This is a genomic window from Amycolatopsis cynarae (genome assembly GCF_026802195.1).
In the GTDB taxonomy this organism is placed as follows: Bacteria; Actinomycetota; Actinomycetes; order Mycobacteriales; family Pseudonocardiaceae; genus Amycolatopsis_E; species Amycolatopsis_E rhizosphaerae.
In genome coordinates, this window is the sequence record NZ_CP113836.1 from 3,772,333 (window position 1) to 3,787,140 (window position 14,808).

The window sequence follows — 14,808 nt, forward strand, 5'->3', positions numbered from 1 at the left end:
ACGCCCTCAAGGCCCCTTGAGGGCACGCCTCTGGTCCCGGGAGTGCCGTTCCCCTGTCGACGGATTGCCGTGAGGGGTCCCCTCACGGTCGTATTTGCTGTGAGGGGACCCCTCACAGCAGTGTCGCGCGGCCGCGTGGGACACAGAGGGGCTCAGCCCCTACCGGACCTCGATCCGCACCGGATGACGCTGGTAGTAGAAGTCGAATCGCTCGCGGAGCTCCCCCGGCTCAACCCCGAAGTCGGCTCGCAGGTCGTGGACGATCCGCTGCCTCCGATAACGGCGGTGCTCGGCGTTGAACGCGGCGATGTTTTCGCTCAGCTCATCGGTCGGTGTCAGCCCGGCGGCGGCGTAGATTTCCCGCACCGCGGACAGCTGGTCGGTGGTGAATTCGTGGAAGAGCACGTCGACGACGTGGTCGTCCGCGATGAGCGAACGGTCGCGCATCCTGGCCCGGATCATGCCCTCGATGCGATCGGTCGCCGCGGCGAAAATCGATTCGACATCCACTTCGGACGACCGTAGTCGCGCCGCGTACGCGAACATCGTGGCGAGCGACTGGACCATGGCCACCGGGTCGCGGTGGGGCATGACGAACGTGGCGTCGGGAAAATTGGCCAGCAGCAGAGGAATGTACTGGCAGTGCATCGGCGCCTTGAGCACCCAGCGATCCGGCCCGCGCTGCCACTGCAACGCCTTGAGCATGGTCGCCATATAGGCGTAGTGCGGCGCCTGGTCCTCGTCGTCGATGGGGAAATTGGAGTCCATCAACATGTTTTCCTGCGCCACGTCGTCGGGACCGAGTTGAAGTATGCTGGCCAGGTGGGGCAGCAGGTCGGTGCGCACCCCCGGCAGCACTATGCTCGACTTGTTCTGCCCGTCGTCCGAGACGGACCACATCACGCCATTGTCGGCCGCCGGCGCGGCGCCGTCCGGGAGAAACGGTTCGGCCGCTTCGCGCAGCCGAAGCGACCGAAGCCGGGAATCCGCGGCGATCGTGCCCTGGAGGTAGGTGGTTCCCGAACGTGACGGCCCCACGATGATGATCGGTTTTTCGATCTTCCGGTCGAGGATTTCCGGATGCCGGCCGAGGAGATCGTAGAACCGCAACCGGATCACCAGATTGCGCACGACCGAGCGGAACATCTCGGCACGGTCCAACGGTGTTCCGGTCGTGCCCGCGAGCTGACTGCGCAGACCGGCGCGAAACGTGTCGGGGCCGAAGTCGGCGAGCCCGGTCAACTGTCGCGCGTAGGACAGTACCGCGTCCTCCGTCAGGTCGACCGGATTGCGTTCCGCGTCATCAATCGTCCGACGCACGGCGTCGGTGAGCACGGGGTTCCGCAGGTCGTCGATTCGGATGGATTGATGGTTGGCTGGCATGATGTCGATCCAATCGAACTCAACCGTGCGCCGGACAAAACGTCTCAACTCCACTTAGCGCCGATGATACTAATTGTTTCCGATTTCGCACTGTTATCACCTCCAGACGAGCAAATCTCCACTTCGCTGTCCAACGCGATGATAACGACGGGAAAACAGCGCACCGTAGTGTCGGGCCGCCTCACCACGGGTTCCGGGGCACGAGCACGGAAGGTGATCATGACACACATCATCGATGAGCCCACCGGGTCGCTCCGCCGGTTCGGGGCGGCGCCCTCGCACGGGACCACGACCCTGCTGTGCTTCCCGCACGCCGGTGGATCGGCGAGTTTCTTCGCGCCACTGGCCGATGCGCTCGCCCCGGACGTGACGGTGCTGGCCGCGCAGTATCCGGGACGCCAGGACCGCCTGGCCGAGCCGTGCCTCGACGCCATAGGTCCCCTCAGCGACCTGATGTACCGCGCGACCAGGGCGGTACCGCCGCAGCCTCTGGTCCTGTTCGGGCACAGCATGGGCGCGATCGTGGCGTTCGAGGTGGCCAGGAGACTGGAGCTCGACGGAGGGCCCCGTCCGGTGCGGCTGATCGTCTCGGCCCGGGGCGCGCCCGGCCGGACACGGGGCGGGCAGCCGAGTTGGAACAACGACAACGCGCTGCTCGAAGAAATGCGTTCGCTGGGCGGAACCGACGTTGGTGTGCTGGACGACCCCGACCTCACCGAGCTCGTGCTGCCCGCGATGCGCGCCGATGTCAAGGCACACGAGGAATACCGGCCCGTACCGGGCGCGACGGTGTCCGTCCCGATCACCGCGCTCCTCGGCGAGGAGGATCCGACCACATCGGTCGAGGACGTCCGGGAATGGGATCAGCACACGCGGTCCGGGTTCGATCTGCACCTGTTCCCGGGCGGTCATTTCTACCTGAGCCCACCGCCGCACGCGGTGGTCGCCGCCCTGACCGAAATCGTACTCGGGCAGAACGCACGCTGACCGTTTGTGTTTTCCGCTCTGGTCGAGCCGGCGGCGGACATCGGGTATTCGCCTCCGGAGTTTCGCGCGCCGGGCAATGAAACCAATATCCCAGCGATAATCGGTCCCCCTAACCTCGACCGGGAGTATCGGTGAGAAGGAGCCAGTTCATGACGAATCCCTGTGAAGTGCACGGTGAGGACACCCGCGCCTCGTGCGTCGACCACGTCGGGCGGAACTGGACCGACCTGCGCCCGAAGAGCCTTGCCGAGCTCATGGACTCGGCGTCTCGCGGCTGAGCGTCCGATGAAGCCCACATTCGGCACCATCCCGCGCTGGGCCGCCGTTCCCGCCGAGGGGATACACGAGCACGAGACGGCGATGCCGGACGATTTCGCCACCACGCTGGCGGCCACGGCCGGACGCCTGGGTGTCCCGCCGCACGTGCTGGTGCTGGCCGCGCACACGAAGGTGCTCGCCGTGCTCACCGGCGAACAGCGCATCGTGACCGGGTACCTGGCCCCCGGGCGGGAAGACGCCGCCGCGCTGGACCTCACCGTCCGCGACGGCTCATGGCGCGAGCTGATCGCCCACCTGGATCGGGCCGAACCGAGCGAGTCGGAGGAACCGCCCACCTTCGAGACGACACTCGACCCGGTCGGCGACCGGCACTGGCCGGATGCGCTGCCCGCGGGTGTGGTGCTGGCGATCCGGTTCGAGCGGGCTTCCAACAGGCTCCGGCTGCGCTACCGGTCCGAGCTGATCGACGACGACTACGCCGGCCGGATCGCCGGATACCACCGCAGCGCCCTGGACCTGATCACCGCCGACCCCGATGCCCGGCACGGACGGGCGAAGCTGCTCTCCGAAGAGGAAATCGCCTTCCAGCTCGAAGCACTCGCCGGACCGCGGCGCAAGCGGCCGGACCGCGCCTTCCACGAACTGTTCGAAGAACGCGTGCGCGAGCAGCCGGACGCGATCGTCGCCGTCCACGGCGACGCGCGGCTCACCTACCGTGAGCTGAACCGCCGCGCCAACCGCATCGCGTGGGCGCTGCTCGCCAGGGGCACCGTCCGCGAAGACGTCGTCGCGGTGATGACCGAACGCAACCTGGACTGGTTCGCCGCGGTCCTCGCCGTGTTCAAGGCCGGCGCCGCCTACCTCCCGATCGAGCCGCGATTCCCGGCGGACCGCATCGCGACGATGCTGACCCGCTCCGGCTGCCGCCTCGCCCTCACCGAACCGGGTTCCGGCCGCGCCCTGCGCGATGCCGGGGACGTCGCCACGATGGTCATCAGCGACCTGTACACCGGGGACGGACCGGAGGGCGATCCCCACGTGCGGGTCGAGCCCGGCCAACTCGCCTACATCTACTTCACCTCAGGCTCCACCGGAGAGCCGAAGGGCGCGATGTGCGAGCACGCGGGGCTGCTCAACCACCTCTACGCCAAGGCGGACGACGTCGGGATCGGCGCCTCGGACGTGGTGGCCCAGACCGCGCCGCAGTGTTTCGACATCTCTCTGTGGCAGTTGGTCTGCGGCCCGCTCATGGGTGGCCGGACGGTGATCGTCGGGGAGGAGCTGATCCTGGACGTCGAGGGCCTGATCGAGCACCTCGTCCGGGAGCGGGTCACCGTGCTCCAGGTCGTCCCGTCCTATTTGGACGTCATCGTCTCGTTCCTGGAGAAGCACCACCGCCCGCTGGGGTCCCTGCGCCATGTGCTGGTGACCGGTGAGGAGATCAAGAAGGAACTGGTGCGCCGCTGGTTCGCCACCGTACCGGGAATCGGGCTGATCAACGCCTACGGGCTCACCGAGACCTCCGACGACACCAACCACGAGATCATGTACCAGGTCCCCGCACAGGACCGGGTTCCGCTCGGCCCGCCCGTGGCCAACGTGCGGATCTACCTCGTCGACGAGAGCCTCCAGCCCGTTCCGCTCGGCGCGGCGGGCGAAATCGTCTTCTCCGGCGTCTGTGTCGGCCGCGGGTACATCAACGATGCCGAGCGCACCCGGCTGGCCTTCGGCACCGATCCGCATTACCCCGGGCAGCGGCTGTACCGCAGCGGCGACCTCGGCCGGTGGCTGCCCGACTTCAAACTCGAGTTCCTCGGCCGGGCCGACAGCCAGGTCAAGATCCGCGGCTTCCGGATCGAACCGGGCGAGGTCGAAAACGCCCTCCTGCTCGTGCCCGGGGTGCGAGCGGGCGCTGTCGTGGTCGCCGAACGCGCCGACGGCACCCGGCAGCTGGTGGCCTTCTACCGCTCCGACACGGAGACGACCGCCGACGAGCTCCGGGCCGTCCTGAGCCGGACGCTGCCCGCGTACATGATCCCGGCCGCCTTCCATCGCCGCGACCGCCTGCCGTTGACCGCGAACGGCAAGATCGACCGGAAGGCGCTCGTCCGGCTCGCCGCGGACCTCTTCCGGCTCGGCACCCCCCGAGAGGCCGGGGCGGGCACTCCCGCCCAGCGGCAGCTCGCGCTGGCCTGGTCGCAGGTCCTCAGCATCCCGGTCGACGACATCGGCTGGTCGGACCATTTCTTCGAGCGGGGCGGCACGTCGCTGTCGGCGGTGCGCCTCGCGATCTTGCTCGACCGGCTGGTCTCACCGAAGGACATGACCGACCACCCGGTTCTCGCCGACCTGGCCACGGTGCTGGAACAGCGGTGCCGGGAAGCATCCGAGTCGGAAAGGCGGGTGTGATGCCGTCCCCATCGCTGACCGAAGTGCCGGTTCTCGAAGTATCCGCAGGCTGGCATACCGGGGCGCCCTGGGCGGAGCTGCGCGAGGCCGTCACCAGGCACGGCGCTGTCGTCGTGCGCGGGCTCGAACCCCGGGAGCGCGGCGACGCGGTCAAGCTGTGCCAGTCGCTCCCGGTCCCGCTGATGGCCGAACGGGAGCCCTTCGCCCCGCGCGACCGCCACGCCGAGGGGGTGTACTCCTCGTCGAAGTGGCCGCCCGACCAGCCCATGTGCATGCACCACGAGCTGAGCTACGCGCTCGAATTCCCCGCTTTGATGATCTTCGCCTGTGTCACCGCACCCGGCACGGGCGGCGCGACCGCCATCGCCGACTCGGCCTCGGTGCTGGCGGCGCTGCCCCGGGATCTGGTTGAGCGGTTCGAGCGCGACGGATGGCTGCTCGAGCGCACCTACAACGGTGACGTCGGCGTCTCGGTGGCCGAGGCGTTCGGTACCAGTGATCGCGGGGCCGTCGAAGCGTACTGCCGCGCCAACGCGATCGACTTCGAGTGGCGGGGGGACGGCGTCCTGCGGACCCGGCAACTGCGCCCCGCGGTCGTGCGGCATCCGGTGACCGGCGCCCGCTGCTGGTTCAACCAGATCGCCTTCCTCAACGAATGGACGATGGCCCCCGAGATCCGGACCTACCTGGTCGACGTCTACGGAGCCGATTCGCTGCCCTTCACGACGCGTTTCGGCGACGGCACGCCCGTTCCCGAGGAGGCGGTGACGGCGATCAACGGCGTGTACGACGAGCACACGGTCAGCCACCGGTGGCGGGCCGGCGACGTGATGATCACCGACAACATCCAGACGAGCCACAGCACGCAGCCGTATACGGGAAACCGCGAGATCGTCGTCGCCATGGCCGAGCCGGTGCGGCTGGCCGACCGCGCCGATCCCCTGGCCGCCCCATCGATCTGAGGGAGTCCCAGTCATGTCAGAAGCCAGCGTGCCCTCCTTCGCCGTGATCCCGGGTACGCAGGTAGCCGACGCGCTCCGCGGCCGCGAACGGCGGATCGTCGACCTCGTCGAGGAGACCTACCGGTTGCACGGCACCGGCGACACGGTCAACCCGCCGTCGTACTTCCTGCGCTTTCCCGACCGGCCGTCGGCACGGATCATCGCGCTGCCCGCCGCGCTGGGCGGGCCGGCGGCGGTCGACGGCCTGAAGTGGATCTCCAGCTTCCCGGAGAACGTGGCCGCCGGGATCCCGCGCGCCTCGGCCGTGCTGATCCTCAACGACCCGGAAACCGGATATCCGTTCGCCTGCCTGGAAAGCTCGATCATCAGCGCGACCAGGACGGCGGCGTCGGCGGCACTGGCCGCCGACCGGCTGACCCGGACCCGCTCCCGGCCGAGGACGATCGGCTTCTGCGGGACGGGGCTGATCGCCCGCTACGTGCATCGCTACCTCACCGCGACGGGCTGGTCCTTCGACGAAGTCGGCATTCACGACGTCTCGGCCGAGCACGCCGAGGGTTTCCGCTCGTACCTCACGCGGTCGGAGGCGCCGGGCAAGGTCACGGTGCACGCGAGCGCGGCGGAATTGATCCGCTCCAGCGACCTGATCGTCTTCGCCACCGTCGCCGCGGTCCCCCACATCACCGACCCCGGCTGGTTCGAGCACAACCCGCTCGTGCTCCACCTGTCCCTGCGAGACCTCTCGCCGGAGATCATCCTCGACGCCGTGAACATCGTCGACGACGTCGAGCACTGCCTCAAGGCGGGCACGTCCGCCCACCTGGCCGAGCAGGCCTCCGGCGGCCGCGAATTCCTGCTCGGCACGTTGCCCGAGGTGCTGGCGGGCCGCGTTTCCCCGCCCGCCGGCCACCCGCTGGTGTTCTCGCCGTTCGGGCTCGGTGTCCTCGACCTGGCCGTGGGCCGCTTCGTCTACGACGAGGTCAGCCACCACGGGGAGCTGCCGGTCGTCGAGGGCTTCTTCCACGAGCTGCGGCGGTACGGCTGAAGGCTCGCGCGCACGCGACACGGCCGGTGTTTCTCCCCCGTTCGCCCGCGCACCCCGCCGCAGACCCCGCTCGATCCGCCGTCGCAGGAGGAGTGCCACCGTGCCGGTCATTTCCGCTCCGCACGAATTCAACGAGGAGGACCTCTACGTCGACCTGGAACCCGTGTTCGGCACCTCGCTGTACCTCAAGTGCGAGGGGTTCAACTTCGCGGGTTCGGTCAAGCTCAAGGCCGCCGTGCGGATGGTCACCGCCGCCGAGCGTGCCAAGGCACTGGTCCCGGGGCGGCTGCTGGTCGAGTCCTCTTCCGGGAATCTCGGCGTCGCGCTGAGTGTCGTCGCGGCAAGCCGTGGCTACGAATTCGTCTGCGTGACCGACTCTCGCTGCAATCTCTCCACGCGGCGCCTGATGGAGGCACTGGGCACCCGCGTGCACATCATCACCGAACCGGAGGCCGAGGGCGGTTTCCTGGCGGCACGCCTGAGCTACATCCGGGCGCTTTGCGCCTCCGACAGCCGCTATCTCTGGCTCAACCAGTACGCCAACCCGGGCAACTGGGCCGCGCACTACACCTCCACCGCCCCGGCCATCGTCCGCCAGTTCCCGGATCTCGACGTGCTGTTCGTCGGCGCCGGTACCACCGGGACGCTGATGGGCTGCGCGCGTTTCCTGCGCGAATGGCACCGGCCGGTCCGCATCGTCGCGGTGGACGCCGTGGGCTCGCAGACCTTCGGCGGCCCGCCGGCGCGGCGCATGATCCCGGGACTGGGCACCAACGTCCGCCCCGCGATCCTCGATGAATCCTTTGTGGACGATGTGGTGCACGTGTCCGAGCCCGACACGATCCGCGCGTGTCACCGGCTGGCCAGGCGGGGGTTCTTGTTCGGTGGCTCGACCGGCACGGTGATCAGCGGTGCGATGCGCTGGCTCGCCGAAAACGACGCGAGAGGCGCCACCGCCGTCGCCATCGCGCCCGACCTCGGTGAGCGGTACCTCGACACCGTCTACCAGAGCAACTGGCTGCGCGACCTCTACGGCGAGGACGTGCTCCAGCCGGACGAGCTGCCCGCGGAGTCACTGCCGACCTGAGCCCGGGCGCGCCCTTGGCCGTTGGCCGTTGGCCGTGAAGGGGCCCTTCACAGTCGATTCGACCAGGGCCCCGGCGAAGTCGGCCCATGCGAGGGTGAGTCCCACGCTCGTGCGCTCGTGTCCCACCTTCCGGCGTTTGTGTCCCACAGTGGGGCGGGTGAGTTTACGCTCGGCTTACCTGAGGTGCCCTCACGGCAGCGCCCGACAGGGATTCAGCGCTGTTCGTGTCAAGGGTGTGCCCTCAAGGCGACCTTGAGGGCGTTTACGACCCTGAAGGCGACCTTCAGGGCACCCAACACCGGCCCGAGCGTGGAACACACCACCAAGTGGGCCGGACTCAGCCGATCTCCTCCGGCCGCGGCATGCTCCGCAAGGCGGGCCGGGCCTTCTCGGCGTGGCTGAGGTGTTCGACGAGAGACACCACGGTGGGCGACTCGAACAGCACCCGCAGGGACAGCTCCGCGTCGAAGGTGGAGCGGATCCGGCTGATCAGCCGGACAGCGAGCAGGGAATGCCCGCCCAGCGCGAAGAAGTTGTCGTCGATGCCCACCGCCGGTACTCCGAGCGCCTCGGCGAACAACCCGCACAGGATCTCTTCCTGTGCGGAGCGCGGCGCGCGGGCCGAGCTGTCACCCTCATACACCGGAACCGGCAGCGACCGCCGGTCCAGTTTCCGGTTCGGCGTCAGCGGCAGCACGTCCATCGCCACGAACGCCGACGGCACCATGTATTCCGGCAGATACCGCGCACAGCGGGCGCGCAGCGCCGCCGTGTCGACCGCCGCCGCCGGGGTGCGTTCCGCCGGGACGAAGTAGGCGACCAGTCGCCGGTCGCCGGGCCGGTCCTCGCGCACGATCACCGCGACGTGCGCCACCGCCTGATCCTGGCCGAGCACAGCCTCGATCTCACCGAGCTCGATCCGGAAACCCCGGACCTTCACCTGGTCGTCGACCCTCGCGAGGAATTCCAGCCTGCCGTCGCGGGACCGCCGGGCCAGGTCGCCGGAGCGGTACATGCGCGAGCCCGGCGGACCGAAGGGGTTGGCCACGTAGCGCGCGGCGGTCAGCGCGGGCCGCCGGTGGTAGCCGCGGGTGACGAGCTCACCGGCGATGTAGATCTCGCCCGCCACGCCCGGTGGCACCGGTTGCAGCGCCGCGTCCAGCACATACATCTGCGTGTTCCAGCTCGGGTAGCCGAGGGTCACCACCCCGGGGGGTACCGTCTCACCCGGCAGGATCCGGCAGTCCATGCACCCGACGGTCGTCTCGGTCGGGCCGTACTCGTTGAGGACGGTGACGTCCGGATGCTTGGCCCGCCATTCGTCGAGCACCTCGCCGAGCAGCGGCTCACCGCCGAGCACGAGCTGCTCGGTGGGCGAGAACCGCCCTGGCAGGGCGATCAGCAGCGGCAGATGGCTCGGTGTCGCCTTGACGAAGGTGGGCCGCGCCGGGTTCTTGCGCGCGGCGTTCTCGTCGAGGTCGATCAAGTGGACGCACCCGCCGGCGGTCAGGGTGGCGTACAACCCGGTCACCGTCAGGTCGAACGACACCGATGAGTGCACCAGCGCACGCCCGGCGACGCCGGGGTAGGCGTCACGCGCCCAGGCCAGGTAATGGTTCAGCGAATGGTGCTCGACAACGACTCCCTTCGGGCGTCCGGTCGAACCCGAGGTGTAGATCGCGAATGCCGGGTTGTGCGGCCGCAGGGCATGGGTGCGCTCGTCGTCGGTGACGTCTTCGCTCGGCAGCGCGCCGAGCACCGCCACCGTATGCGGATCGTCCAGCACGACGAGGTTTCCGTCGACCGGGAGCGCACCGGCGGCCTCGGTACTGGTGAGTACCAGCACCGGATCGAGGTCGGTGAGCGTGAACGCGATCCGCTCCCGCGGATAGCTCAGGTCGACGGCCAGGTAGGCCGCGCCCGCCTTGAGCACCGCCAGCATGGCCACCACGAGATCGGTCGATTTCGGCAGCGCGACCGCGACGAACCGCTCCGGCCCGACTCCGGCCCGCACCAGCATCCTGGCCAGCCTGTTCGCGCGGGCGTCGAGTTCGGCGTAGGTCAGGGTCTCGTCCTCGAACACCACCGCGGAGGCGCCGGGCGCCCGGCGCACCTGAGTGGCGAACAGCTGCGGCAGCACGGCGTCGGGCACGTCGATGCCGGTTTCGTTGCACGCCACCAGCACCTCGTGCCGTTCGGCGACGGAGAGCAGGTCCAGCCGGCTGATCGGCGCGTCCGGCTCCGCCAGCGCCCCGCACAGCAGACGCACCAGGCGGGCCACGAGTTCCTCGGCCGTCACGGCGTCGAACAGATCGGTCGCGTAGTCGAGATAGCCCTCGATGGCGGAGGCGGTCTCCCAGACGAAGAAGGACAGATCGAACTTCGTCGTGCGCGAGCCCGCGAGATAGGGTTCGGCGGACAGCCCGGAAAAGTCCGGCCGGACGTCGGCGCCGCTGTCATAGGTGAGAATCACCTGGAACAGTGGGGTGTGGGACACCGACCGCGCCGGGTTGAGCGCTTCCACCAGCCGTTCGAAGGGGACGTCCTGATGGGCGTATGCGGCCAGGTCGGTCTCCCGCACCCGTCGCAGCAACACACGGAAGCTCGGATCGCCCGAGGTGTCGGTGCGAAGGACCACCGTGTTCACGAAGAACCCGATGACGTCGTCGAGCGTCTCGTCGTCGCGACCGGCGAGCACGGTGCCGACCGGGATGTCCGTACCCGATCCCAACCGGGTCAGCAGCGCCGCGAGCGCCGCGTGCACGACCATGAACACCGTCGTGCCCGTTTCCCTGGCCAGTCCGAGCAATTGCCGGTATGCCACGCCGTCCAAGGTGAAACGGACGCGGTCGCCCTGGTAACCCGCTTCCGCGGGACGTGGCCGGTCGGTGGGTAGTTCCAGCAGCTCGGGAGAGCCGTCGAGCGTGCGCCGCCAGTACTCCAGCTGCCCGGCGACCGGGCCCGGGTCGTCCCCGTCCGTCCCGCCGAGATGCTCTCGCTGCCACAGTGCGAAATCCGCGTACTGGATGCGAGGCGCCGGCAGGCCGGGCTGCCGCCCGGCCCGGCGTGCCGTATACGCCGCCGACAGATCGCGTACCAGAGGAACGATCGAACCGCCATCGGCGGCGATGTGGTGCATGACCACCAGCAGCACCTGCTCGAGCTCGCCCAGCGAGAACAGGGTCACCCGCAACGGGATGTCGACGGCGAGGTCGAAGGTCTGGGCGGCGGCCGCGGCGACCGCTCCGTCCAGCCCGGCCTCGTCCACGTCTAGAATGGACAACTCAGGACGGGTGCTTTCCATGCCCAGAACCAGCTGGTAGGGCTCGCCGTCACGTTCGAAGAACACCGTGCGCAAGGATTCGTGGCGGGCCAGCACATCGCCGAGCGCGCTGCTCAGCGCCGCCCGGTCCAGTTCGCCCGAGATCCGCACCGCCCAGACGACGTTGTAGGCCGGATTCGGCCCGTGAAACCGGTGCAGGAACCACAACCTGCGCTGCGCGAGCGAAAGCGGCACCAGCTCCGGCCGCTTCGCCCGGCTGATCGGCCGGCGCGCGCGGCTTTCGCCCTCGAGCCGGTCCAGCAGCGCGGCGGGCGACGGTGCCTCGAACACCGCTTGCGGCCGCACTTCGACACCCAGGGCCGACCGGATGCGGCTGATCAGGCGGAACACCAGCAGGGAATGGCCACCCAGCGCGAAGAAGTCGTCGTCCGCGCCGACCTGCCCGGCTCCCAGCACGTCGGCGAACAGCTCGCACAGGATCCGTTCCCGCTCCGACTCCGGCGCCCGCCCGGTGCCGGTGATCTCCGGTGCGGGCAGCCGCTTCCTGTCGAGCTTTCCGTTCGGCGACAACGGAAGCGCGTCCAGCGCGACGAACGCCGACGGGATCATGTAGGCGGGCAGCCGCTCACCCAGGTACGCGCGCAACCGTGCCGGTTCGAAGTTCCCGACCAGGTAGCCGACGAGCCGCTGGTCGCCGGGCCGGTCCTCGCGCACGGTGACGGCTGCCTGCGCCACACCGGGAACCTCCGCCAGCACTGCCTGGATCTCGCCGAGCTCGACCCGGTTGCCCCGCAGTTTCACCTGGTCATCGATCCGGCCGTGGAATTCCAGCGCACCGTCGGCCCGCTGCCGTGCGAGGTCGCCCGTACGGTACATGCGGGAACCGGGCACCCCATGGGGGTCGGCCACGAAGCGTTCGGCGGTCAGGGCAGGACGGCCCGCGTAGCCGCGGGCGATCTCGTCGCCGCCCAGGTACAGCTCCCCCACGGTGCCCGGCGCCACCGGCCGCAACCGTTCGTCGAGCACGGCGCACCGGGCGTTCGGAATCGGCCTGCCGATCGGGATCCGGGGCCCCCGTTCCCCGTCGACCGGGTGCCAGGTCGCGACCATCGTGCATTCGGTGGGGCCGTATTGGTTGATCAGCTTCCAGGCAGCGCCCACCGCGCCGGCGCGCCGGGTGTGTGCCAGGGTCAGTTCCTCGCCGCTCACCAGGCCCACCCGCAGCCAGGGTGACGGGGCTGTTCCGGTGGCCTCGGCCGCGTCGGCGAGCGCGCTGAGCATCGTCGGCACCAGCGCGGGCAGCACGGTCACCCGGTGCCGGTTCACCGCGGTGAGCAGCGCCCGGGGGTCCTTCGCCTCCTCGGGCGGCACCATGGCCAGCGTCGCACCCGCCGTCAACGGCCCGAAGATGTCGCGCACGGAGGGGTCGAAGGACACCGAGGCGAGGTTCAGCACGGTGTCCCCGGGGCCGAGCCCCGTGCACTCGTGCAGGTGCGCCAGGTAGCCGACGACACCGTGGTGCGGCACGACGACGCCCTTCGGCCGTCCGGTCGAACCCGAGGTGTAGATGACGTAGGCCGGGTGGGCGGCGGTCAGGGGAGCGCTCCGGTCCGCGTCGGTCGGATCGGTTTCCGGGTAGCCCGCCGGCTCGTCGAAGGTGCGCTCGTCGATCCGCGCCACCACGCGCACGTCCTCGTGCATGAAGGCGATCCGCTCCGGCGGATAGTCCGGGTCGATCGGCAGGTACGCCGCGCCCGCCTTGAGCACGGCCACCATCGCCACGACCAGTTCCACCGACCGCGGCAGGCACACCGACACGACCTTCTCCGGGCCGGCGCCGCGCGCGATGAGCGCGTGGGCGAGCCGGTTCGCCCGGACGTTCAGCTCACCGTAGGAAAGGCTTTCCGTACCGCAGACCACCGCCACGCGGCCGGGATCGCGGCGGACCTGCCGCTCGATGTGTCCGGGGAGCGGCTCCCCGGCATTCCGGTGCGCCGTTTCGTTCCGTCCCGCGAGCATCCGACCCGCCTGATCATCCATCGTGCAGACTCCAGTTCGCCCTGTCAGACACCCGAGAGAACGTTAGACCGCAACGGTTTCACCACGTTATCGGCGCGCTCTGGCCGTCCGCGCCGGGCTCCGGGGCCGAACCGGATCAGGTCGGAGGAGTTTTCGGGATCTTTTCGTCGCGATTTACCCCGTTCCGCCGGAAGTATCGAGGTCGACTCCGTCCCCGGCACCGTCCGGCCAATCAGCAAAATGGATTCAAAATTCGCCTCCGCTAGCGTCTTCGACACAACTTTCGCCGTTGTCCGGTATCTCCTGGAGGTCGTCGTGCCGTTGAGCGCCACCGAAATGCCCAGCTACCCGCTGACCGTCGAGGAGCGGCGCGCCTTCCACCGGCCGGCCGCCGATCTGGCCTGCAGGTTCGACTCCGCGCCGCAGGACACCGCGATCGCCGTCGAGGGCGTCCCGGCCGGCCTCGCGGCCTTCGTCTCGCGCTTCGCCGAGGATTCCGGCCGCCGCGGTTTCGCGGTGATCCGGGGTATCCCGATCGACGCGCTGCCCCCCACCCCGGACTCCTACACCACGGGTTTCCTCACAGAACACAGCACCAGCGGATTTCTCCTGCTGGTGGCCGGACTGCTCGGCTCACCGGTCGGCTACGCCGACGAAAAGGGCGGCACCCTGATTCACGAGGTACATCCGGTGCGGGGCGAGGAAACCCGCATCGAGAACACCGGCGCCCGCAACCTCGGTTTCCACACCGAGAACGCGCACCATCCGCTGCGCCCGGACTTCCTCGGCCTCCTGTGCCTGCGCCAGGATCGCGCCGGCCTCGGCGCGTCGCGGTTGTCGTCGGTGCGCGAGGCCGCGGAAGGGTTGTCCGCGGAGACCATCGCGATCCTTCGAAGCCCCGTCTTCCACAGCCTCTACCCCACCTCCTTCACGCGCGGTAGTGCGGGAGAGCGCCCGTCCAGCCCGCCCCATCCGGTGATCTCCGGCGAGGACGACGGCCTTCTCATGCGGTTCGACGCGCACAACACCTACTCGTACGATTCCCGGGGCAAGGCCGCGCTGCGGGAGCTGTCCGCCGCGCTCGACGCCAGTTGCCGGGAGATCATGCTGGAACCGGGCGACCTCATCCTCATCGACAACCACGTGGCCGCCCACGGCCGGTCGGCCTTCACCCCGCGATACGACGGCAACAACCGCTGGCTGCGCCGCTTCTACTCCCTGCGCACGGTGCCAGCGTGGATCCGCGACCACATGCCCGCTCCGCGCGTGCTGCCCTCGGTATCCGAAGTCACCCGTCTCGCCCGCGCCTAGGGTCTCCGCCAGGGGGACCACTCGCGCGGCCGCGGTGCCGTGA

9 protein-coding genes are annotated in these 14,808 nt (G+C 69.3%); 7 read left to right on the plus strand and 2 right to left on the minus strand.

Features of this window, described 5'->3' with window-relative positions:
* Positions 1 to 159 precede the first annotated feature (159 nt).
* Positions 160 to 1,383 carry a sulfotransferase family protein gene (locus ORV05_RS18060; protein ID WP_268440600.1) on the minus strand — a complete coding sequence of 408 codons (1,224 nt, stop codon included), beginning with the start codon at positions 1,381 to 1,383 and terminating at the stop codon, positions 160 to 162.
* A 219-nt stretch (positions 1,384 to 1,602) separates the two neighbouring features.
* Here ORV05_RS18060 and ORV05_RS18065 point away from each other — a divergent pair, with 219 nt between their 5' ends.
* The 6 genes from ORV05_RS18065 to sbnA all read left to right on the plus strand — a co-directional run bounded on the left by ORV05_RS18065 (position 1,603) and on the right by sbnA (position 8,152).
* On the plus strand, positions 1,603 to 2,370 hold the full coding sequence (locus ORV05_RS18065) for a thioesterase II family protein (RefSeq protein ID WP_268440601.1): 768 nt from the start codon (positions 1,603 to 1,605) through the stop codon (positions 2,368 to 2,370).
* Between the two features lie 149 nt (positions 2,371 to 2,519).
* Positions 2,520 to 2,648 (plus strand): hypothetical protein, encoded by a 129-nt coding sequence (locus ORV05_RS18070; protein ID WP_326938064.1) that lies wholly within the window; start codon positions 2,520 to 2,522, stop codon positions 2,646 to 2,648.
* 7 nt (positions 2,649 to 2,655) lie between these two features.
* Positions 2,656 to 5,058, plus strand: a complete 2,403-nt coding sequence (locus ORV05_RS18075) for a non-ribosomal peptide synthetase (RefSeq protein WP_268440603.1) — start codon at positions 2,656 to 2,658, stop codon at positions 5,056 to 5,058.
* The gene (locus tag ORV05_RS18080; protein WP_268440604.1) at positions 5,058 to 6,020 is read left to right on the plus strand and encodes a TauD/TfdA family dioxygenase; all 963 of its coding nucleotides are present in this window, start codon (positions 5,058 to 5,060) and stop codon (positions 6,018 to 6,020) included. Before ORV05_RS18075 ends, ORV05_RS18080 begins: the two co-directional genes overlap by 1 nt.
* Positions 6,021 to 6,033: 13 nt before the next feature.
* On the plus strand, positions 6,034 to 7,065 hold the full coding sequence (gene sbnB / locus ORV05_RS18085; protein ID WP_268440606.1) for a 2,3-diaminopropionate biosynthesis protein SbnB: 1,032 nt from the start codon (positions 6,034 to 6,036) through the stop codon (positions 7,063 to 7,065).
* A gap of 100 nt (positions 7,066 to 7,165) precedes the next feature.
* Complete coding sequence (sbnA, locus tag ORV05_RS18090; protein WP_268440608.1) at positions 7,166 to 8,152, plus strand: 2,3-diaminopropionate biosynthesis protein SbnA; 987 nt, start codon at positions 7,166 to 7,168, stop codon at positions 8,150 to 8,152.
* A 337-nt stretch (positions 8,153 to 8,489) separates the two neighbouring features.
* Here sbnA and ORV05_RS18095 read toward each other — a convergent pair whose 3' ends face one another.
* The gene (locus ORV05_RS18095) at positions 8,490 to 13,475 is read right to left on the minus strand and encodes a non-ribosomal peptide synthetase (protein ID WP_268440609.1); all 4,986 of its coding nucleotides are present in this window, start codon (positions 13,473 to 13,475) and stop codon (positions 8,490 to 8,492) included.
* 294 nt (positions 13,476 to 13,769) lie between these two features.
* On the opposite strand from ORV05_RS18095, the gene ORV05_RS18100 reads away from it, so the two are divergent.
* The gene (locus ORV05_RS18100) at positions 13,770 to 14,765 is read left to right on the plus strand and encodes a TauD/TfdA family dioxygenase (protein WP_268440610.1); all 996 of its coding nucleotides are present in this window, start codon (positions 13,770 to 13,772) and stop codon (positions 14,763 to 14,765) included.
* Positions 14,766 to 14,808 lie beyond the last annotated feature (43 nt).

Coding starts and splice junctions, on each gene's coding strand:
- ORV05_RS18060 (WP_268440600.1), bottom strand. CDS start 1,383: ATGCCAGCCAACCATCAATCCATCCGAATCGACGACCTGCGGAACCCC.
- ORV05_RS18065 (WP_268440601.1), top strand. CDS start 1,603: ATGACACACATCATCGATGAGCCCACCGGGTCGCTCCGCCGGTTCGGG.
- ORV05_RS18070 (WP_326938064.1), top strand. CDS start 2,520: ATGACGAATCCCTGTGAAGTGCACGGTGAGGACACCCGCGCCTCGTGC.
- ORV05_RS18075 (WP_268440603.1), top strand. CDS start 2,656: ATGAAGCCCACATTCGGCACCATCCCGCGCTGGGCCGCCGTTCCCGCC.
- ORV05_RS18080 (WP_268440604.1), top strand. CDS start 5,058: ATGCCGTCCCCATCGCTGACCGAAGTGCCGGTTCTCGAAGTATCCGCA.
- sbnB (WP_268440606.1), top strand. CDS start 6,034: ATGTCAGAAGCCAGCGTGCCCTCCTTCGCCGTGATCCCGGGTACGCAG.
- ORV05_RS18095 (WP_268440609.1), bottom strand. CDS start 13,475: ATGGATGATCAGGCGGGTCGGATGCTCGCGGGACGGAACGAAACGGCG.